Genomic DNA, 22,725 nt, shown 5'->3' on the forward strand with positions numbered 1-22,725 from the left:
TGCTTAGTAGCCGGGGTTCTGTTGGCCGGCCATTTTGGGATTAGAATTGAGCTCTGTAATGGGGATTGGCCAGGAGTAGGCTTTATCAGCCCATTTGAACGGCGTTCCATTCAGGGCCCTGGCGGTTACATAATACGCAGCTTCTGAAGCGCCCAGGTGCCAGCGGCAAATATCAAACCACCACTGTGCTTCATTAAACAACTCGGCCCAGCGCTCATAATACAGCGGATTATTGCCCAATACCGGATCGCTTGCTTTTTTGGCCATGGTCTCGGCGGTCAGGCTGGCGTAATCCACGCCGGATGCAGTATTGACAGGAAGACCATAAGCGCGTCTTTTTACTTTATTGATATATTCCAATGCAGTAGTAGCTTCTGCAGAATTAGCACAGGCTTCGGCATACAGGAGGTACACATCGGCCATCCGCAGGATGTAAATATTGGCAGCATCAGCTGGTCCTACGTTGTTGATGTCATTAAAGATGGGAGCGTATTTGCGGAAGCTCCAACCAAGTTGTTGATTGAGGTTGGCATCGCCCATGATGTAAGAGGGCCTGGCTACTGGATACCAGTTGGTACCATCACGTTTTACAGAATCGAGCCAGGGTTGCAGGGTGTTTACATACAAACGTGGATCGGCTGTTTTATTGGTCCGTACTGCCAGGGCCTTTGCTTTGTATACAGGGTCCATCACCTTCTCTGGATTGGAATAACTGGGATCTTTACTGCTGTTGAAATTGGGGTTGGTCACCAGGGTATAGGTTCCTTCTGTATAGCCATAACGCAGGATATTCTTATCATGCATACCTATGTTGCCACCATAACCCAAGGGCAGGGAAGATTCTTCCTTACCATTGAGACCCAGGGCATAGGGAGGAAATATAAGTCCATTGATAGAAGTGGCATTGGCCGCACCGCTATACACACCATAACCGCCTTTGGAATCCTGGTCGATATTCAGTTCAAACAATGATTCTTCGTTGAATTCATTGGCACTGATACCAATAAAAGCGTCCCTGTATTTGGCATAGGGCATGAGCGTCTTGCCACTGTTGTCAATCACATCTTTGAGTACGGGTTTTGCTTTGGCCCAGTCTTTCCGGAATACATAAGCTTTACCCAACAGGCCTTTGGCTGCCCATTCTGTTACCCTCCCCACATCGTTGCCGGTCCACACTTTACCTTTCAGCAGTTTGGCAGCTTCCAGCAGGTCGCTTTCAATGAGCGCCCACACGGCATTAATATGTGCGCGTGGCTGCTGGGTAGATTCGAAGCCGGCAGGCAAGCCTTTAAATAATGGCACACCCAGGGTATCTGTGGCAGATGGCCCAACTTTGTAATCTTCTCCATACAGGTTTTCCAACTGGAAATAATAATAAGCACGCATGAAATAAGCCTGGCCACGGATAAAATTAATCTTTGGCTTATCGGCTTCTTTGGCGCCATTCTTCTCAAAGAAGTCGGCTCCTGCCAATGCTACGTTGCAATTCTTTACACCGGCATAGAGGGCCTGCCATACACCTGCCACAAATCCATTGGCCGGCTGCATATTGCTTACATCAATAAAGCCCAGCCAGTCGGGATCAGAATAGGCAGCGCTACCAGCATGGGTAGCATTGGCCATCATCTTGGTGAGGTAGTTGAAACCAAACAGGTGCTGGTCGCGCAAGTTGGAATAACAAGGCGCTAATACGCTTTCGAGATCAGCTATGCTGGCCGGATAGTTACCGGTGGAATACTGGTCTTTGGGGCCTACCAGATCGGGGTCTTTCTTACAAGCCGCTACAGTTACCGCGGTCACAATGAGTATGGTGAATATTTTCTTGTACATGAGTGCTAAGTTTTGGAAGCATTAAAAAGTAATGTCAAAGCCTACAGAGAAGATCCTGTTTTGTGGATATTGTGGTACAGCATCTACACCCCTGGTGGTGACACCTACGGTAGTACCTACAAATCCTGCCTGGGACTGGATGGAGAAGCTGCTGGCTATCTCAGGATCAACACCGGAATACTTAGTGATCACAAAGAGGTTATTGGCCATGCCAAATACCCTGGCGCTTTGAATGCCTACCTTCCGCAGGATATCGTTGGTGAAGGTGTAACCTATCTGCAGGTTCTTCAACTTAAGGTAACTGCCATTTTCTACGAAGTAGCTGTTTACCGAAGTATAGTTGCCATTGGGATCAAGGGAACCATCGGGCGCTGTAACGCGCGGCTGACCGGTAAGACCATTCGAACCAAAGAAAGAAGCATTGAATATCTGGGTGGTGGTATTACCATCAGAGAAGCGGTACTGTTGGTAAGCTTTTACACCATTGAATAGGTCTACACCAGCTACACCATTAAACAGCATGGCCACATCAATCCCTTTCCAGGCAAGGCGGATGCTGGCGCCATATACGAGTTTGGGGTTGGGATTGCCCAATACCTGGCGATCGGCCGAAGTGATCTTTCCGTCTTTGTCGATATCGTCGAAAATTAGATCACCGGCATGAGCAGCATTGCCATTTACTTTTTGAGAGGCAGCCGCTGCATCAGTTTGGAAAATGCCCAATACCTTATAACCATAGAAAGAGCCAAAGGGCAGGTTGGCTTTGGTAATGGTGAGGGGAGCAGTACCCATGAGGTTGTAACCGCTCTGATCGGAATTATTGAAATAGTTACGTCCATCAAACAGGGCGTCGTTGGTAATACCGTTGAGGTCAAGTACCTTATTCTTGTTGAAACCGGCGCTTACGCTCACATCATAACTAAAATCACCTTTCCTGTCTTTGTAACCCAGTAAGAGATCCACCCCTTTGCTGCTCACCTGGCCAATGTTCACAAAATAAGGAGAGATATAACCTGAGCTGTTGGGCAGGGGCAGGGCATACAACATGTCTTTGGTCTTCTTGTTGTACCATTCCGCTGTGAAATAGAGTTTACCATCGAGCAATTCACCGTCGATACCTATATTGGTCTCATGCACGGTTTCCCAATGGAGGTCGGGATTGGGAATAGCGTTGATGGAATTGGCAATTACCAGGGGAGCGCCGGGAGCAAAATTCTGCGCGCCATTGGCTATGCCGCTGGTACCATTAAACTGAGCATAAGAAGCCAGGTAAGCGTAGGGAGGAATATTGCTGTTGCCCAAAGTACCATAACTGCCACGCAGCTTGAGCACACTGATAAATGAAAGATTTTGTTTGAAGAAGTCTTCATCGCTGATGTTCCAGCCACCTGATACAGCTCCGAAAGTACCGCGTTGCATATTGGGACCAAATACTGTAAAGTTGGCATCTTCTCTTAAAGAACCTGAGATATAGTATTTGCCATCATAATTGTAATTCAACCGTCCAAAGAATGATTTAACCAATCCGTTGGGATCGTTCTTACCGGTAGTACTGATGGCGGAGTTGGATGTTTGCACAAAAGAAAAGCCGGGCAACCCTACTGCGCTCATGGTAGTAGACTGGTTGTTCCATTTGGAAACGATCTGTTCGAAACCTGCTACGGCATTGATGTTGTGATTGCCAAAAGACTGATCATAGGTCAGGAGGTAGTTGGTCAACAACTGGCTGCTGCGAATGCTGGCTTTAGTAAGGGAGTTAGAGGTAGGGGTACCAGGACCAAAGTTGGGATTGTCCTGGAAATAGTCCTGTGATTCATCGTAATAGTTATAACCAATATTGGTGCGGAAGGTTACGTGCATAGGCAGTTTCACTTCGGCATATACATTGGCCTGTAGGTTGTTCTTGAAATTCTGGATCTCGGCGGAGTTCACAACGCCATAAGGGTTGGGCCCACCGAAGTTGATACCATAACCCGGAGGCACGGAACCTATCCTCCCATCTTTCTCATACAATGGAATGATGGGGAGGGAACGGAAAGGAGCGATCTTCAGTTGAGATTCTACCTGACCCAGGGGAGAAGTTTTGCGCCTGGACAAAGCCAGCTGCTCTCCTATCTTCAGGAACTTACCCAGTTTGTAATCGGTATTGATACGGGCACCTCCAATATTGGAATAGTTCTTAATGTAGATACCGTCCTGTTTGTTGTAGAAACCAGAAAAGAGGTAGTTCATGACGGGTGAAGAACCAGAAACGGAGAGGTTATAATTTTGCTCAGTTCCGTTTCTGTACAGCACGTCTGTCCAATCAATATCAGACAGGGTATCGGTTTGTGTAGCATTGGCGAAATAGCCGGGATGGAATACATTCTCCATTTTAATATACTCTGCTTTGTTGAGCAGGGTGATCACTTTGGGCCTGGTAGTGCCGAAACGTGCATTGAAATTGATGGTAGGTTTGGCGCCGCTGCCTTTTTTAGTGGTGATCACGATGACCCCACCGGCTGCCGCAGAACCATAGATGGCGGTAGCGCTGGCATCTTTCAGGATATCGATGGTTGCAATATCCTGCACATTGATATTGTCGGCTGGCACGCGTATACCATCCACAATGTACAGGGGACCTGGCTGGTGCAGGGAGGATAGACCCCGGATGATAATGGTAGGCTGCGCATCGGGCTGACCGGTATTTTTAATGACCTCTACACCGGCAGCCCTGCCTTGTAAAGCTTCAGTAACGTTGGTAACGGGCAGGTTTTTGATCGTGGCACCGGAAACAGAAGAAACGGAGCCTGTCACATCCTTCCGGCGTTGGGTTCCATATCCTACCACCACTACGGCATCGATGGCCTTTACAGAAGGCTGCAGGGAAAAGTTGACTACTGCTTTGGTTCCGATAGACACTTCGGCCCGTTCATATCCTACATAAGAGATCACGAGGGTGGTAGCAGAAGTGGGAACATTAATCCGGAAATTACCGGAAGCATCGGTACTTACTCCGGTTTTAGCACCTTTGACGGCCACGGAGGCGCCGGCCAGGGGAGCACTTTTTTCATCGGTAATAGTACCTGTAATAATTTTATCCTGTGCGTAGGCGACCTGGAGGGTCAACAGGAAGACAAAACAACAAAGAAGTTGCTTCAGCAATCGTTTCGTTTGCATGGCAGTAGTTTAAAAATTTAGTTATTAGATCGTCAGACTATGGCTTAGGATACCAAAGAAACGGGCAGGTAAAAACGATTCCAACTTATATAGGGAAAGTATAAGAAATAAAGCCTTTAGGCGAGGAATGGTGAATTACTAATTACTGATTATTAATTACTTATTATTACATTATACATTTTACTATATAATTAAATATAGCCTGCTTTTAAGTCAAAGCGGGGGACTAAATGCTCTTGATTCCCATGATCCGCTGCTCAAACTCTTCGTTGGGAATGATGGACTTGTTCTTGATCTTGGTCTTGTAGGTGTTGATGGTATTGACTGAGTATTCGAGTATCCGGGCAATATTTTCACTGTCGTGGATACCCATGCGGATGAGGGCAAAAATGCGGAGATCGGTATTCAGTAGTTCATTTTCTTTCAATTGGATCTGGTCTTCCCGGGCAAACAAAGTATTAAATTCTTCAATAAAGTGCGGGAAGAGTTTGAGGAAGATGCGGTCAAAGTTGCCAAGGAGCTCCTCTTTTTCTTTCTTAATATTGATGGTATTGGCCAGCATGCGGATCTCTTCCAGCTTGCGGTCATTTACTTTCACCTCCAGGTTCTTCTTGAATTTCTCCATTTTGGCATAGAACTCGGAGTTGCCATTGAAAAAATATCCTATGTATTCGTCCTTGAATTTATTGGCTTCCGACAGCTTGTTATTGATCTCCTGCTGTTTGCTATTGGCTTCGGTAATGATCTGCTGGGCGATCTTGAGTTTACGGAGTTGCCGGAATATGACAATAATCAGGGCTACCAGTGCCATCAGCAGGAGGGTAACAATGGCAGCGTAGGTGATGACGGTACGCTTTTCATTCTCCACCCGGCTTACTTTTTCGGCTTCAATTAATGGCAGGATGGCGCTTACCTGAATCTTCCGCTGCCGGGCGCCATAAGAAAAAGCATCGTTCAGGGCTTTTTCAATGTAGGTGGAAGCGCTTTTCAGGTCGCCCTGCTTAAACAGTATGGCAGACAGGTTGAAGATAGCAGCGGTTTCCTTGGTAGAAGATTTAATATCGGCAATGGCAGCAAGTATTAACAAATGGATGGCGGTATCAATTTTACCGCTTTGAATATAATTATCGCTCAGGGTAGAGGCGGTAAGGGCCAACTCGTGGTGCGATAAGCCGGTATCGTTCATGAGGATCTGGAAATAATGGCTGGCCTCCTCTCTTTTGCCATTCCGGATATTTTTGAGGCCGTTGTAATAATTGTAGGCAAATGACTGGGGCGGAAATAACTGAAGCGCCGAATCGGTGTATTCAGTTGCCTTCCTGTTGTAACCGGGTGTATGGTACTGGTCATTGTCATAATCGCCCAGGTCATAATAATAGCGGGCCATCAGGGAATAATAATCGGCTTTGAGGCTATCGGGAAATCCGGCCAGGCGAATGTTCTGCAAAGAGTCGTAGGCCTCTTTGAACATGCCTGAAGAAAGCAGGATAAAACTTAATTTGATACGCGCCAGGTCGCTCCGCAGGGGATCGGCCAGGTCTGTTGCCGTTTGCTGCAGTTTCCGGGCATAGTTATAGGCGGAATCATAGTTGAATATCTTGTATTCCTCATACAACTGCTGGTATACAGTAAACCTGGCGGAAAGGTCAGCAGCAGGTATTCTGCCGGCCAACTGCTTTAATTGTTGAATGGCCTGCACCTTAGCCTGATCATACTCTGCAGACATTTCAATGGCACGGTTAAGCGCTGCCATCAGGCTATCAGTTTTGGATTGTCCCCAGGCAGTGCTACAAAATATCAACAGTAAAAAACAAGCGATCCGTTGCTTCATATGTACCAATAAGCTTACTGGTAAACTTCGTGTATTTTTCTGAAAGAAACAGGAAAAATAGTCGGGAAGTCAGGAAGTTGGAAAGTCCGGAAGAAAATACACTAAAAATGCTTTCAGACTTCCGGTCTTACGGGCTTGCAGACTTACGGACTCTATTGATCGAGCCAGATCATCTGTGTGAAGGCGCCATTGGCTGCGGCATCCCATACCTCTATCCGCACCCATTTACGATTGGCCAGGGGAAGTGTCCACTGGTATTTTTTATTGCCGAAGGCTTCGGTATCGTGCAAATCAATGTGCTCCCTGTATACCTGCTGCCCGTCACCGGAAACAATGTCGAGGTATTGCAAGGGGAATGTCCAGTTTATTGCTAATGCTATGGTTGCCTTCCCATTTTGGAGTTGAGCGGTTTCACCCGGGCGTTTACCATTGACAGTGAAATGGGGCAACAATATTTCGCCGGTGGATACAAAGAACTTTCCCTGCTCCATCACATCGAGTATGGGCTGCCAGCCGTTTTTCCAGGAAGGCAATGAATCGAGCTGCAGGTAATTTACATTGAGGTGGGCGTAGACTTCAAAATGTGGTTCTATTTTAAAGAGGTCGGCTTCTGCGATCACGTGTTTTTTGTGTCCCCAATTGGCCATATCATCCATGAGGTCCAATATGCGCCGGTTGCCCAGGTAAGGCTGAGAAAGATCGGCCGGCATGGCTTTCCAGGCAGCGCCCATAAAGCGGTCGGAAGTAAAGAAAGCTTCTTTTTTATATTGATCGGGATAGCCTGTTGATCCTTTGGTACGTGCGTGGGCTGTCCAGGCCAGGCCTTTTTCTTTTTGTAATAAGTTGAGCATTTCTTCTTTATTGGCAATGCGGTATACGGTACCATATTGGGGATGCTGCTCTATAAATGGCTCCTCGGGCTTACGCTGCATGATCCAATATACTGGTCTGGGAAAGAAATTCATCCAGTGTCCGCCAAAGAAATTATTCGGTTCCTCACCCGGCAATAAGAGGAAACGGTTATCCGACAATCGTTCGCATTCATCAAACAAGGTCTTCAACTCTAACAAGCGATCATTGGCCGGTCCTTTGGGATGGCCTGGGCCATGAAATTCGCCCAGGTGAACAATATCCACGCCGGTATTTTTGAACACCTTTACAAAATTGGGTGTTTCAGGCAGTGGCTTATTGGCCAGCACATCCTGCACATGCTCAATATGAAAATGACTTGACATGGTCTTGTATCCGGGCAAGGCGGGATATTTATCATTGTGTGTAAAACGCTTCACTTCGCTCAAAGCTGCACCGGCTTTTTGTGTGCTGAGCAGGCAAAAGAAATTCAGCCTTTGCCTGGTACCCGGCGGGGCATTGAACCAGGGAACATAACGGCGGTCGCCAAAGATATCCTGCCGGATACCCATGCCGTAGCCCTTGACCATATCGCGGTAGTTGTTGCCATGCCAGGTAAACTTAAGATTGAAAGCCTCATCGAGGGGATAAAAATATTGGTGTGGAGCAGGAAACAGGGCAAGACTGCCGCCTTTGCTTTCACCTATGATGGTCCTGTATTTCACTTCCTGGTTTTTGGCTGGCCGCCAGGCATCGGGCACCGTGGATTGCAGGTTATTGTCTACATCGGACCAACTCACGTGGCTCCATAGCTGGTCTTTACTCACCAATCCGGCATCGTACAATAAGGCAGTAGAATCAACAGGCGTTGACATGACTGCCGCAATATTGAACAGGGGACTTCCTTTGTACAAAGTAATCTCAATAGCGCCATTAAATGAAGCAGCGGATATGGCTGAAATGATGATCTGTGTGCGTAAACCGCTGCTGGTTACCCGCAGCTGTCGTTTATCAAATTGGACAGGAAAGGACTGATATGGTTTTAAGGGCACCCGGTCGAAGAAGATATTCCAGCCATTTTGAGAGATCAGGTCGCGTTTGCCCACTGTAATGACGAAAGCCGGATCAAGTGCGGCAGCGATCTCCTTCCACTGTCCCTGGCTGGTCAATTGTATACTTTTGAACAGCGGTTGTTCCTGATCGAGGCTGATCAAAAATCTCGCTTTCCCATCTTTACCCGCCTGCCAGCTAATATCCAGCAGGTTGTTGCAGACAGCCGCCACGACGCCGCTGTTCTTTTGAAGGCCGGAAAGATCTACCGGCATTTGGGCCGATACAATGAAATTCACCAGGAGGACAAGGAGGAGTAAGGATGTTTTTTTCATATAGCTGCATTAGGTAACAGCCATGAAGATAACTCTTAGAACCTATGTTTCTTCATCGTAATAGATCTTATAATATTTCTTTCCCGACATTTCATCGATACCCCTTTCTATCAGGTCACGACGGCCATGGATATAGATGTGGAAGTTCTTGTCCAGTTTGAGTACTGTTTTAAATACCTTTTGCTGCTTCTTGACGGCGGAAAGGTGGATATCAAATTCATCGCCTATTTCGAAGTTGCGGGCGGACTCAAAGTTCTTTTTGTATTCCATAAAGGTATCCACTACTTCGGGGTGGTGGATCACTTCTTCGGCAAATTCCTGGAGATTGAACTGCTCTTTGGTCTTAAAATAATCCATGGAGCGGTTCAACATATCTATCTGATCGCTCTTGCTCACATCAAACTTCTCCGCATACTCGTTGGTAACAAAGTTTTTACAGAGGCTTAAATACTTATCGGTGTTGTGATAGCTATCGGAATAGGGTTGAACCTGTAAAAAATCACTGACCCAGTACTGGGTATCATTCTGCTTATTGGTGCTGTCTACCACACATACTTTATAACCCTCTACGGTGTTGGTGTTGAAGATCAGACAGCCTTTATCCAGCTTATTGATGTTGATCCCTTCTTCCTGTATCACTTCCCAGCTTTTGCCATGCGGGAATACTTTGAGGAAGGTTTCCTTGGTTTCTGATTTAAAGAGACCAATGGCCCGTGTATATTCGTTTTCAAACATGACGCGATCAAACAACACCACATAGAGTTCGCCCTCCTTTACCTTGGTATGGGTGGATTTACTGTATAGGAATTGGGCCAGCAGGGCGGCCTGTGGTATGAAAGTGTCTATATCATCAAAAATAGTGCGTACATAATTGTATACTTCATTCAGCGCCACATCACTAAGGTGGGTAAACCGGTACAGCTCGTTCTCATTAAAAGCGCCCAGGAAGTATTTGGTGAGGAGGCCCTGTACGATCTCATCATTGAGTGTAAGGGGATTTTCCGAAAGCTTTAATTCCTCGCCCCGGGAGGGGTTACCCACTCTATGCACCATCACTTTCTGCAGTAATACTCCGTCAAGTCCTGTCATTGTCCGTTTTTTTCAGGCGGCGAAGATAAGGGGAAGGAATATTTTATCAGGCCCTAGTTATGCACCTTATTTTGCCTTTACCACCTGCACGGTCACCAACAACTGGCCGGTATGGCGCATGGTGTGCTCGGCAGCATGGAACAATAGGCCCAACACGGTAGAAGGCGTCTGCTTGCGGCCCACTCCTCTTACAGCGGTTAAGGTATCGGGATTGGTTTCTTTTAACCGGGTGATGGAGAGCGCCAGCTGGTCATCAAGGGCAGCTAATAGCCGGGACAGGGAAGTACGGGCAGCAGGTTGCCCTTCCTGTGCAAGATATTCCAACTGTTGGGGAGAAAGCATTTGTCCCGCAGCGTAAGTAAACAGTCTGTCCAGCACACCTGTCATATGCTGCAGGTGGAAACCAGGTGAAGCTACTCCGGCTGGTTGTTCCCACAACAGGGTTTCGGGAAAATCGTGAAGCAAAACATGTAATTCTTCCTGTGCCTGTAATAATGCGTGTGCTACCGGCTGCAACAAAGCAGGTATCCCTTCCAGGGGGCCACGTAGCCATACTTCAGGTAATTTATTGGAACTCATCATAATGAGCACAAGTTACCAAATAACTATTGGTTTGCAGGGCTGGCAGCAGGCGGTGTAAAAAGCGTACAACTACGTTTATTGCTCCTACCGTTTGTAAAAAAACCAGTATCCATAACTTTTTTCCGGACAAAAGGCCCGACATTTAGGGACAACCAACAACTAAAAACCGACCGATCAGTGAAGTGGACTAACTGTTTAATTATCTTTTTATCCTTTGCCTTCTGTAATACCGTTTATGCCCAGGCATCCCAACCAGGCGGCGTTAAAATTTCCGGGTCTGTAACAGACAGTACGGGGCAATTATTACCCTCGGTAACTGTGATGCTGTTAAAGTCTGCGGATTCAGCCACCGTAAAGATCACCAGCACGGATCAGGGCGGCACTTATATTTTTGAAGACATTTTGCCCGGGCAATACTTTTTATCTTTTACTACTAGCGGCCATGTACCTCACCGCATTCAACTGCCCTTGATTAACGCGCCCTTTACGGCCGATCCTGTACGCCTGCAAAAGGCTGTGGCTCTGCTGGAAGGTGTAACGGTGGTAGCCCGTAAACCCCTGATCGAGTTGAAGCCCGACCGGACGATCGTTAATGTAGATGCAGCGGTGACCAATGTAGGAGCTACAGCGCTGGAAGTACTGGAAAAATCGCCCGGGGTATCGGTTGACCGGAATGGGACCATCAGCCTGAAGGGCAAGCAGAATGTACTCATCCTTATGGATGGAAAACCCAGCTACCTGCCCGCTGCGGACCTGGCCAATTATCTATCCGGACTTAGCGCTTCACAAATTGAGCTCATTGAGATCATGACGAATCCTTCGTCTAAATACGATGCAGCAGGTAATGCGGGCATCATCAACATCAAAACCAAAAAGAATAAGGTAAAAGGTTTTAATGGCAACGTTAACCTGGCTTATGGTCAGGGGCGTTATTATAAGAACAACAATAGCCTGCTGTTGAATTACCGCAACGGGAATTATAATCTATATCTCACGTATAGTACTAATATTTCGAAATCGTTTACAGACATCTACGCCTATCGCTGGTATTATAAAGAAGACAATAAAACGGTGACGAATCGTTTTGAGCAACCTTCTTATTTAGCCAGTCCGTTTACAGGACATAATCTCAAAGCAGGGGTGGATTATTTCCTGGGCAAGAAAACCACGCTTGGTGCATCGGTAACGGGTGTACATTCGATCCGCAAAACAGTCGGCAGCAATTCTGGTGAGTGGATCAATCAAAACAACCAGGTAGATTCTGTGATCCATACCAACAGTGATAATAAAAACACCTGGAAAAACCTGGGCCTGAACCTAAGCGCCAGGCATGCATTTACCGACAGCAAGGAGTTGTCTGTTGACTTAGATTATCTCACTTACGACCTTGATAACCGCCAATTTTATCAGAACACGCTTACGGGCAACAACTCTTATACGGATGGATTGAGGGGCGACCTCCCCTCTACCCTACGGATATTTTCAGGCAAGGCAGATTACAGGCAAACGATTGGCAAAGACCTGAAAATGGAAACGGGCTGGAAAACATCGCATGTAAAAACAGATAACCAGGCCGTGTATGAGTCCCTGCTGAACAATGACTGGAAACCAGACTATGACAAAACGAACCATTTCTTATATTCAGAAACGATCCATGCGCTGTATGTCAATGCACAACAACAGGTATCGAAGTGGTCATTGCAGGGAGGGCTTCGCTTTGAACATACAGGGTACAATGCGGATCAACTGGGTAATATTGTCCGAAAGGATTCATCTTTTTCCAGGCAATACAACAGCTTATTCCCCACAGCATTTGCCAGCTACCAGGCGGACAGCGCTCATACCTTCAGCTTTAGTGCAGGCAGACGTATTGACCGGCCTGCTTTCCAAAAACTAAATCCCTTCGTATTTCTGATCAATAAGTATACCTATCAAACGGGCAATCCTTTTTACCGGCCCCAGTTTACCTGGAACTTTGAATTCAGTCATCTGTATAAACAAACCTTGATCACCACACTTACTTACAGTGTTACCAATGATTATTTCTCGCAGATATTCTTTTCGGATACTAATGGGCTTATTACTTATACAGAAGGCAACCTGGGCCGGATGGTCAATATTGGATTGTCGCTGAGCTCCCAACTGGCGCCTGCCCCCTGGTGGTCAGTGACACTGCAAGCCAACCTGAACAGAAAGCGGATAGAAGGGGTAGTCGTCAACTCGATTGCGGCTTCAGTAACGCAGCTGTATATGAATGTCAGTAACCAGTTTCGCTTCAAGGGCGGATGGTTGGCGGAACTGTCGGGGTTTTATATCACGCGTGCACAAAACGACCTGCAGGAAGTGCTGGATCCTACGGGCCAGCTGTCAGTGGGCCTGGCCAAACAAATATGGAAAAACAAAGCAACGCTTAAACTCAGTATCCGTGATATATTCTATACACAGGCCATGGCAGGATGGACGGATTTCCAACAGGCCCGGGAATATTTCAAACTCACGCGGGATAGCCGGGTAGCAACGCTGGCCTTTACCTGGCGCTTTGGCAAACCACTGAAAGGAGCCACCCGCAAATCGGGCAGCGCCTCGGATGAGATCAAAGAAAGGGTTGGGCAAAATTAAATGCCGATAAGGCCAATAGTCTGTCCGTGTGCAGTGGCTTCCTCACTACCTGTAAACAAGAAGGTGTGAACACCAGCTTCTTCTGCTGCCAAGAGTGTTTTGCTGGTAAGTGCTTCCTTGGGAGGACGCACATTGCGGATATAGATAGCGAAGATCTTCTGTGGGTATTTGGCAGCGATGCTGGTATAAATATCCGGATCATGTTGGGAATTATCACCGATCAATACAAACTGCTGTTTGGGAAAGACGTCCAGTATACGGGCTATCCGCAGCAATTTGCCGGCATGTTTTGTTTTACCGGTGCTGAATAACTGGTACCATCTTTTTATCTGGTTCAATAAAAAAATGCCTTCGGGTAATTTATTAAAACGAAAGAACTCCAGGAGGTAATCATATAAATTCCATTCACTGCTGGAAACATAGAAAAAGGGATTGGGTGTAGCGGCATGAGTATGGGCGTTCGCTAACCGGCCATACCAATCAGACACTTTTGCAAACTGCTGTCTGGTACGTGGATTCCTGATCAGCAATTCCCGCAACCTCCTGAACCGGGTAGCAGAGTAAGACACCATCACGGTGTCATCAATATCGGAAATGAATATGTACTGGGTGGAATGCGGTACGTATACCTTACCCTCACCGGTAGCAACCACCTCCTCTTCTTTACCAATACAAGCCACCTTCACCGGGTGCCAGCCAGCGGTTATTTCCTGCCCGGACTGCCATTCAAATTTAAAAAAACCGTCATCTTCAGTTAAGGTTTCAAAGGATTCATCCTGCCAATAGAGACGAACCTTCACACGGAGCAATGGTTTTACAAAAAAAAGCCGCAACAGGTGTATGATATTAGTAAAAACACGGGTGGTATATTGTTTTTGCACTACAGCTTTATTCTTAAACACATGCCCATACAACACCAAATTGTGGGTATGCCCGTATCCATGATATACTTTAACATTTATATCGCCCATTGCCTGGAAATTAGCTGTAATTCCATATTTCTGTGGTAGCATTTTTGCATATTACAAGGTATGACTACACCCGGTATCATAAAATTACTGTTTATCGTTAACAACCGGTCGGGCAACAACAATACCAACTGGCGTAATGCTATATTGCAATATTTCAACAATTCACTTCACACGGCAGAGGTATATGAATTACCGGAAGATTGCACCAAAGAAGCTATCCAACAAAAAATCCATGCCAGTGGGGCACAACGGATCATTGCTGTGGGAGGTGATGGTACTGTAAAGCTGGTGGCGGAAATAGTGGCAGGCACCAACCTGCCCATGGGTATTTTGCCAGCGGGCTCTGCCAACGGCATGGCAAAAGAGCTGGGCATTCCTGTTGATCTTCAGGCAGCGCTTGAAGTAGCCACAGAAGGGATTGTCACTAAGATCGATGCTATTCGTGTCAATGGGGAGCTTTGTATTCACCTATCGGATATCGGCTTCAATGCCTTCGTGATCAAAACATTTGAATCTATGAACCGCAGAGGCATGTGGAGTTATATAAAAGCAGCCTGGCGGGTATTGTGGCGCAACCGCAAGATGCAGGTAAAGATCGAAACAGATAACCATTATGTAAACCGGGAAGCACAAATGATCGTGCTGGCCAATGCCAGCAGGTACGGAACGGGTGCAGTGATCAACCCGGAGGGTAAACTGAATGATGGGCGTTTCGAGATCATTGTTATCCGTAAGATCTCTCCTGGTGAGTTATTTAAAATGATGGTATCGCATAAGCCTTACGATCCTGCCAAAACGGAATTATTTACAACGCGCTCGGTAACGGTGCAGTCACGTCATAAAACGCATTTCCAGGTAGATGGTGAATACCTGGGCAAGATCAATTCGCTGGAGGCTGCTATTGAGCCTCATGCCCTGTCTATTGTTGTACCGGTAGAAAACAATTAATCAGGCTATTTAGTCTGTCTGCAAACAGCTATCCCGTAACATCTTCATATAGATATATCCTTTATTACGGGCAAAATCAATATTGCCGGCAGGTATACTATCGGGATCGGGATAACGCCTGAGCGCGGCTTCAATACTTTCTTCCCGCAACAGGTGCAGCATGGGATAAACAGAGCGGTTGGTAAAATTGGCAGCATCATCGGCCGGGGCGCCGGCAAAGCGATAGTCGGGGTGAAAACTGGCTACCTGGTAAATGCCTTCATACCCTTTTTTCTTCAGGAGCTTTTCAGCAAGTCCCACCAGGTCGAGGTATTGATCAAATGCCTGAAATGATTGAGGTAATATGATCAGTACGGTTTCTACGTCGGGCTGTTCATCCAGCCGTTTGCATTCCTGTAGGAAGGTTGATAAGCATTGTTCTATACTGCTGCCTGTTTCCACCTGGTAGTGAATACTGCTGCGTTTTATTTCTCTTGCAGCAAAGGGACAAAAGTTGCAGGCGATCACTACATCGGTGATCCATTTCCTGGTTTGCGCTATGACCTGTTCTGTTGTAGCATCCATCGGCGCGAAGTTACCTGAATAAAGAGAAGGCAACAAGGCAGAAAGGCATCGAGGGACAGGTACATCAACAATGGACCCAACCCAGGAGCCAGTAAATAAGCACGAATACGATAATGGTGCCGAGGCAGCCGCCTCCCCATTTGTAGGCGCCGTAACCGGCGAGTAGCGCGCGAAGCCAGTCTTTCATGTTGTGGTGGTTTATACGGTCTGATTAAAAAACCGTGCCACCTCAACAGGTTGTTAATCACCAATTATGCGAAGCACTTCTTCATTGGAAACAGTGTAGTCGGTGAGCAGGTTGGCTGGCGTGTAAAATAAGACGCCGGCATATTGGGCATTGTATCCACGAGGCAGGTGGGCCTCATTGACCACAGGCCTTTTGAACCGGATATAATCCACCTGCAACAAGAGATCGGAAGGTATATCCAATACTGTTTCATTAAATACTTTGGGATCGGACTTTACTTCCTGCGGCACGGCATTCCAGGAGCTATACGCATTAACACCTACCTGTAAGGGGCCTATCATTACCGGCCGGTAAAAGCGTTCCAGTATTTGCCAGGCCTCTCCCTCCTGCCTCGCCAGGAGGATAAAAGCTGCTTCAATCCGTACGATGCGCAGCTCGACCCATCCCGTTTTACCCGGTCTGAGTTTAAGGTTGGAAAGGCTGTTGTTGGTAGACTTCACTTCAAATACGGGCAGGTCGGTTTGTTCTGCTACGCCTGTTGTGATGAATAACCAATTTTCCTGGCGGGGCCGCCAGGTATCTTTATTGGTGTTTTTGGGCTGCCGCACCATCAAGCCTGCCAACGACCAATCGACGGTGGGCAATATGCTATTGAACCCACTGACCTTTACCTTAGCCCTTACATCAAAATTGCCGGTGACGGTTTTAAAGAGGAAAGGCGCCTGGTAATCGGCATACCATCCAGAGGCTTTGGGCTGCAGTTCCAGCTTTCCCTGGTTTATCCCAACACTCTTTATTTTATTTGGATATCCTTCTGAGGCATGAAAAAAAGACCATTGTTGTAAAGAGGCGGTATCGTTGAAGTCATCTGACAAGCGCTCTATTCCCGATTGCGCCGTAGCGGTGATTGTTGAAAGGCTCAGTAAGAGGCTCCATCTATTTTTCATAAACCATTACATTAGAGTGAATGGTTAACAAGTTAAGCGCCTTATTGCAAGGCTGTATCCCTGCTGCTTTGAACTGTTGGATATTCCAGCTGAAATGATGATTTCATATGGTTGAAGCTATGGCGACTGACAGGAATCAGCTCCGGAATTAGCATTAAGGAAATGCAAAAATGATCCATTTAACGCTTTGCTAAGATGGCTCCGTTTACTTTTAAGGTAAAATTGGTGTATGCTAAAACTGTTACTATTCATAGCCATCCTGGCTTTTGCATCCTGCAGCATCAGCCGGCCCCTGCGTTCGGAACCTTCGCAAAACAATGACACTTATACGGTGCAATACCTTTTTGAACATGACGGTTGTAAAGTGTATCGCTTCTACGACCGGGGCAACTATGTATACTTCACCAATTGCCGGGGCGAAAGCATGACGGTAACAGATAGCAGCATTATAAAAACCAGCACCAACCTTGCAGCTAGCCATCCACAGTCGGGCATTCAGCCGAAAAGTGCCCCCAGGAAGCCGTAGCAGAAGAGTAGGCTTACCCGGCGGCTGTTGCTACTGATATAAGATACAGCAACTCTATACATAATCAACGATATACAATAATGTAGGATTAAATATATATCCGGGTACAGGGTATCGGGGCGATCTGTCGTCAAATATAGCTTCAATGGTCAACTTGTTAATTGCTTTTCAACCAAAATTCACATTAATGAAACAAACACCCTGGCTCCTGGCAGCTTTTCTCTTTTGTGCACACACTGAACTCCGTGCACAGGCAAAGCTGGTAGAGAAAATAACCAAAACGGGCGATGAACTGGTCATCCCGTATGAGAAATATGTACTGCCCAATGGCCTCACGGTGGTGGTGCATGAAGACCACAGTGATCCTGTTATACACGTTGATATCACGTACCACGTAGGATCTGCCCGTGAAGAGATCGGCAAATCGGGCTTTGCCCACTTTTTTGAACACATGATGTTCCAGGGCAGTGACCATGTAGGAGATGAACAACATTTTAAAATAGTGACGGAAGCCGGGGGCACCCTCAATGGGTCTACCAACCGCGACAGGACGAACTATTATGAAACTGTTCCTTCCAATCAACTGGAGAAAATGCTGTGGCTGGAAGCTGACCGTATGGGTTTCCTGCTCGATGCTGTGACGCAACAAAAATTTGAGGTACAGCGTGCCACGGTTAAAAACGAAAGGGGGCAGAACTATGATAACCAGCCCTACGGTTTAACGGGAGAGGTGACCGCTAAAAACCTGTATCCTTATGGGCACCCCTATTCCTGGCTGACCATCGGGTATGTGGAAGAATTGAACAGTGTAAGTCTGCCGGACCTCAAGAACTTTTTCCTGCGCTGGTATGGTCCTAATAATGCCACGCTTACGGTAGGTGGAGATGTAAGTGCAGCAGAAGTAGTAAAACTGGCCGATAAGTATTTTGGCAGCATACCGCGCGGACCTGAAGTAACGCCTGTAAAATTAGAACCGGTGGTACTGGACAAGGACCGCTATGTAAGTTATACGGATAATTATGCGCGTGCTCCCCAATTGCGTATTGTGTATCCCACGGTGCCCGACTATCATGCTGATGTAGCAGCGCTCTCCTGCCTGGCCCAGGTATTAGGTGGCAGCGGAGGTGGTGGTGGCGGAAGAGGCGGCCGCGGTGGTGGAGGCGGGGGCAACCGCAACTCTGTATTGTACCAAAAACTCATTAAAGATCAGAAGGCGCTGCAAGCGAGTGCCAACAGTAGCTTTAGTGAGCTGGCCGGAGAATTCTCCCTGTCGGTAACGCCTTACCCGGGCAAATCGCTGGCAGAAATGGAAACATTGGTAAAAGAAGCGCTGGCAGAATTTGAGAAAAGAGGGGTGACTGATGACGATATTCAGAAGTTCAAAACGGGTTATGAAAGCCGCATTATCAATGGCCTTGCCAGTGTATCGGGTAAAGTAAGTCAACTGGCCGCGTACCAAACATTTACGGGCAATCCCAATATGACCGCTACTTTGCAAAAGATGTACAGCAATCTCACCAAAGAAGACGTGATGAAGGCTTATGAGAAATACATCAAAGGCAAGAGCAGGGTAATCGTGAGTGTAGTGACCAAAGGGCAGGAAAATGTGAAAGCGGCTGACGACAATTACACGATCGACAAATCGCATTACAAAGCGCCAGATTATGGATATGCCGGTTTAAAATATACCAAAGCAAAAGATAATTTCGACCGGAACAAATTGCCTGCATCAGGCCCCAATCCTGTAGTGAAAGTTCCTTCATTCTGGAAAGCCGCTTTACCCAATAAAATGAAAGTGATCGGCACAGAAAATACAGAAGTACCGGTAGTCACTGTCAGCATTTCGCTCAAAGGAGGCCGGCTGCTGGAATCCAGCGATCTATCCAAGGCCGGCTGGGTAAACCTCTTCGCTTCGATGATGAATGAGGATACCAAAAATTACAGCAGTGAACAAATATCCCAGGAACTGCAAATGCTGGGCAGTTCTATCGGCATCAGCAGTACAGATGATGCGATCGTATTCACGGTACAATCGCTGAAAGGTAACCTTGATAAAACCATGCAATTGCTGGAAGAAAGGATGCTCAATCCAAAATTCAGTGAAGATGCATTCAACAGGACGAAACGGCAACTGGAACAGCGCCTGAAAAACGCGAAGACACAGCCCGCCGGAGTAGCCACGAACCTGTATGCCAAACTGAATTACGGCAGCAACAATATATTCGGTATACCGGATGATGGTACTACTGAGACGATCAACAATATTAAATTTGAAGATATTCAGCGTTATTACGATAACTATATCACGTCAGAAGATGGAAAAGTAGTGATCGTGGGTGATATCAAAGAAGCTACTATTCTGCCCAAGCTGGCTTTCCTGGCCAAACTGCCGGAGAAATCTTTCACTCTACCCACTCCACCAGCACCATTACCGGTGACAAAAACAAAGATCTACCTGGTCAACGTTCCCAAGGCGGCACAGACAGAATTCCGTGTAGGCTATGTTACAGGATTAAAATATGATGCTACAGGCGAATATTACCGCGCTACTTTGGCCAATTATATATTGGGTGGCGCTTTCAACAGCCGGGTAAACCTCAACCTGCGTGAAGACAAAGGATGGACGTATGGAGCAAGGAGCAGTTTCTCAGGCAATAAATACTCCGGCCTGTTCACCTTCAGCAGTGGCATTAAAGCCGGAGCTACAGACAGCGCCCTGTATGAGGTAATGAAAGAAATAAAAGGTTATGCAGCGGAGGGCCCTACTGCAGCGGAACTGGCTTTCATGAAAAAATCCATTGGGCAAAGTGATGCCAGGAATTATGAAACGGGTATCCAGAAAGCTGCTTTCATCGGCCGCCTGCAACAATACAACCTTTCTGCAGACTATGTGAGTCAGCAAAGTAAGATCCAACAAACGATCACCACCAAAGACGTTGGCGCTATTGCCAAAAAGTACCTGGATGTCAATAAAATGAATATTGTGCTGGTAGGGGATAAAGACCTCATATTGCCCGGTCTTAAGCGCCTGGGCTATGAGATCGTGGAAGTGGATGCTGATGGCAATTCTACTGAAAAGAGAGGATTCTAAGTAATATTTCACCTTACTAATAAAGGCTGTCTCCTAGGAGGCAGCTTTTGTGTTTACAAGCCGCTTTGCCTTCCTGACTTTTCTTACTTAATTTTATCGATCTCAAACCTTACTATGCTTAAGAAACTGCTACCAGTTATTGTTTTTATTGTTTGTGCGCAGGCCAGCCGGGCGCAACAACGGGCCCGTGATTACGGTATCCGCATAGGCGTGATGGCGCCTGGCAAATGGAATGCCATTACGGATGTACCGGGCGTAAAAGTGGGACATACAACGATCGTGAGGGGTGATTCGATCAGGACGGGGGTTACCGCTGTGCTACCTTACGATGGCAATATCTTTCAACAGAAAGTACCAGCGGCAGTGTTTACGGGCAATGGATTTGGCAAGCTGGCGGGCACTACACAGGTGCAGGAACTGGGCAACCTGGAAACGCCCATCGTATTGACCAATACGCTGGGGGTGGCAACGGCCATGAATGCGGTGATAGAATATACGCTGAAGCAACCGGGCAATGAGAACGTACAATCGGTCAATGCCGTGGTGGGTGAAACGAATGATGGATATCTCAATGATATACGGGGGCAGCATGTAACCAAAAATGATGTGCTTGCTGCTATACAACAAGCCAATTCGGGTGCGGTGAAAGAAGGCTGTGTTGGAGCAGGAACAGGCACTGTGTGCTTTGGGTTCAAAGGTGGTATTGGAACAGCCTCACGTGCCCTGCCAGTCAATTTAGGAGGTTATACGGTGGGTGTGCTGGTGCAAAGCAATTTTGGCGGGGTACTGCAAATAGATGGTGTACCAGTAGGAGAAGAGTGGGGTAAGTTTGCTTTCAGCAATCAATTGCTGAATAATGTGGACGGTTCCTGCATGATCGTGGTGGCAACGAATGCGCCGCTGGATGCACGCAACCTGCAAAGACTGGCCAAACGGGCATTTATGGGACTGGCCAAAACGGGCGGCATTGCCTCCAATGGCAGTGGTGATTATGTGATTGCCTTCTCTACCGCTGACTCTCTGCGCATTCCCCACAATTATAAACAACCTTTGCAACAGGTTAGTTTGTTGCAGAATGAGGAAACCTCACCGCTATTCATGGCAGCGATCGAAGCTACAGAAGAAGCCATCATCAATTCTCTGTTTACCGCCACCAATACCACGGGCCACAAAGGGCATACGGTGGAAGCATTGCCAATAGATAAAGTGATCGCCCTGTTTAAAAAATATAACCGCCTTCAAAAGTAATTATGCTTTACGCCATTGTTAATAATGAACTGCTTCCCGCCAATCAGGCCACGCTGGCTGTGAATGACCTGGCCATACAAAGAGGCTATGGCATTTTTGATTTCTTTAAGACCATTAATCATACACCGGCTTTTCTGGAAGACCACCTGGATAGGTTTTACCAGTCAGCTTCGATCCTTCAATTGCCCGTGGCCTATACCCGGGAAGACCTGAAAGCGCTTTTCCGCAGGCTGATGGAGCAAAACCAGTTGCCTGATTCAGGGATCCGCATCACGCTTACGGGCGGTTATGCTGCTGACGGTTATACCATCACAACACCCAACCTTATTATTACCCAACAGGCACTGCCAGACAATAAGGGGCTACACACAACAGGCATTCACCTGGTGACCTATCCTCACCAGCGGCAATTGCCTGCAGCTAAAAGCATTGACTACCTGATGGCAGTATGGCTGCAATCGTTTGTAAAGCAACAGGCAGCCCAAGATGTATTGTATCACCAGAATAATACTGTTTCAGAATGCCCCCGCTCGAACTTCTTCATAGTGACAACTGATGGAGTCATCAAAACACCAGCCCATGGTATACTCCAGGGAGTGATCCGCAAACAGGTATTGCAATTAGCTGCCGGGCAATACGCTATTCAAGAAAAGTCCATTACGCTGGAAGATATCTACCGGGCCAAAGAAGCCTTCATTACGAGCACCACCAAAAACATCCTGCCCGTGGTAAAAGTGGATGGGCAGATAATAGGTGATGGCCTGCCTGGCAAAACAACTACGGCACTGGCAGCTGATCTACAGAAGGTTATAGATGAAATAGCGAAAACACGTTAATCTCAGTTATCTATCTTAACAAATCCTTTTAAAAATAGGTCACCGAATATTTGGCCAAGTCAT

At 46.9% G+C, this 22,725-nt stretch carries 16 protein-coding genes; 6 read left to right on the top strand and 10 right to left on the bottom strand.

The features are described from left to right. Positions 1–3: 3 nt before the first annotated feature. From D3H65_RS19270 to D3H65_RS19295, 6 genes are all read right to left on the bottom strand, one after another. On the bottom strand, positions 4–1,830 hold the full coding sequence (locus D3H65_RS19270) for a RagB/SusD family nutrient uptake outer membrane protein (RefSeq protein ID WP_119051869.1): 1,827 nt from the start codon (positions 1,828–1,830) through the stop codon (positions 4–6). A 21-nt stretch (positions 1,831–1,851) separates the two neighbouring features. Next, on the bottom strand, positions 1,852–4,989 hold the full coding sequence (locus D3H65_RS19275) for a SusC/RagA family TonB-linked outer membrane protein (protein ID WP_119051870.1): 3,138 nt from the start codon (positions 4,987–4,989) through the stop codon (positions 1,852–1,854). A 226-nt stretch (positions 4,990–5,215) separates the two neighbouring features. Further along, positions 5,216–6,742, bottom strand: a complete 1,527-nt coding sequence (locus tag D3H65_RS19280; RefSeq protein ID WP_245999536.1) for a DUF6377 domain-containing protein — start codon at positions 6,740–6,742, stop codon at positions 5,216–5,218. 230 nt (positions 6,743–6,972) lie between these two features. After that, positions 6,973–9,054: a CehA/McbA family metallohydrolase domain-containing protein gene (locus tag D3H65_RS19285; RefSeq protein ID WP_119051872.1), complete on the bottom strand. Its 2,082-nt coding sequence runs from the start codon at positions 9,052–9,054 to the stop codon at positions 6,973–6,975. A 42-nt stretch (positions 9,055–9,096) separates the two neighbouring features. After that, complete coding sequence (locus D3H65_RS19290; protein WP_119051873.1) at positions 9,097–10,143, bottom strand: nucleoid-associated protein; 1,047 nt, start codon at positions 10,141–10,143, stop codon at positions 9,097–9,099. Positions 10,144–10,209: 66 nt separating this feature from the next. Further along, complete coding sequence (locus D3H65_RS19295; RefSeq protein ID WP_211345517.1) at positions 10,210–10,725, bottom strand: DinB family protein; 516 nt, start codon at positions 10,723–10,725, stop codon at positions 10,210–10,212. A gap of 177 nt (positions 10,726–10,902) precedes the next feature. On the opposite strand from D3H65_RS19295, the gene D3H65_RS19300 reads away from it, so the two are divergent. Beyond that, positions 10,903–13,344: an outer membrane beta-barrel family protein gene (locus D3H65_RS19300; RefSeq protein ID WP_162915725.1), complete on the top strand. Its 2,442-nt coding sequence runs from the start codon at positions 10,903–10,905 to the stop codon at positions 13,342–13,344. On the opposite strand, the gene D3H65_RS19305 is transcribed toward D3H65_RS19300, so the two are convergent. Next, positions 13,341–14,357 carry an App1 family protein gene (locus D3H65_RS19305; RefSeq protein WP_211345518.1) on the bottom strand — a complete coding sequence of 339 codons (1,017 nt, stop codon included), beginning with the start codon at positions 14,355–14,357 and terminating at the stop codon, positions 13,341–13,343. The two genes, D3H65_RS19300 and D3H65_RS19305, sit on opposite strands and share 4 nt — an antisense overlap. Positions 14,358–14,375: 18 nt before the next feature. On the opposite strand from D3H65_RS19305, the gene D3H65_RS19310 reads away from it, so the two are divergent. Then, a complete protein-coding gene (locus tag D3H65_RS19310) occupies positions 14,376–15,263 on the top strand; it encodes a diacylglycerol/lipid kinase family protein (RefSeq protein WP_119051876.1) in 888 nt (295 codons plus the stop codon). A 9-nt stretch (positions 15,264–15,272) separates the two neighbouring features. Here the strand turns inward: D3H65_RS19310 and D3H65_RS19315 are convergent, their stop codons facing one another. The 3 genes from D3H65_RS19315 to D3H65_RS19320 form a co-directional block, all read right to left on the bottom strand. Beyond that, complete coding sequence (locus D3H65_RS19315; protein WP_119051877.1) at positions 15,273–15,827, bottom strand: DUF1415 domain-containing protein; 555 nt, start codon at positions 15,825–15,827, stop codon at positions 15,273–15,275. A 64-nt stretch (positions 15,828–15,891) separates the two neighbouring features. Next, positions 15,892–16,014, bottom strand: coding sequence for a hypothetical protein (locus D3H65_RS33440; protein WP_262707687.1), 123 nt, complete (start codon positions 16,012–16,014; stop codon positions 15,892–15,894). Positions 16,015–16,067: 53 nt separating this feature from the next. Next, positions 16,068–16,961, bottom strand: coding sequence for a DUF1349 domain-containing protein (locus D3H65_RS19320; protein WP_119051878.1), 894 nt, complete (start codon positions 16,959–16,961; stop codon positions 16,068–16,070). Positions 16,962–17,190: 229 nt separating this feature from the next. Between D3H65_RS19320 and D3H65_RS19325 the strand changes: the two genes are divergently transcribed. The 4 genes from D3H65_RS19325 to D3H65_RS19340 all read left to right on the top strand — a co-directional run bounded on the left by D3H65_RS19325 (position 17,191) and on the right by D3H65_RS19340 (position 22,662). Further along, on the top strand, positions 17,191–17,487 hold the full coding sequence (locus D3H65_RS19325; RefSeq protein WP_119051879.1) for a DUF4884 domain-containing protein: 297 nt from the start codon (positions 17,191–17,193) through the stop codon (positions 17,485–17,487). A gap of 187 nt (positions 17,488–17,674) precedes the next feature. Continuing rightward, a complete protein-coding gene (locus D3H65_RS19330) occupies positions 17,675–20,578 on the top strand; it encodes a M16 family metallopeptidase (protein ID WP_119051880.1) in 2,904 nt (967 codons plus the stop codon). Positions 20,579–20,692: 114 nt separating this feature from the next. Next, a complete protein-coding gene (locus D3H65_RS19335) occupies positions 20,693–21,826 on the top strand; it encodes a DmpA family aminopeptidase (protein ID WP_119051881.1) in 1,134 nt (377 codons plus the stop codon). A gap of 2 nt (positions 21,827–21,828) precedes the next feature. Beyond that, complete coding sequence (locus D3H65_RS19340) at positions 21,829–22,662, top strand: aminotransferase class IV (protein WP_119051882.1); 834 nt, start codon at positions 21,829–21,831, stop codon at positions 22,660–22,662. The last annotated feature ends 63 nt before the right edge of the window (positions 22,663–22,725 follow it).

This window comes from Paraflavitalea soli (genome assembly GCF_003555545.1).
In the GTDB taxonomy this organism is placed as follows: Bacteria; Bacteroidota; Bacteroidia; order Chitinophagales; family Chitinophagaceae; genus Paraflavitalea; species Paraflavitalea soli.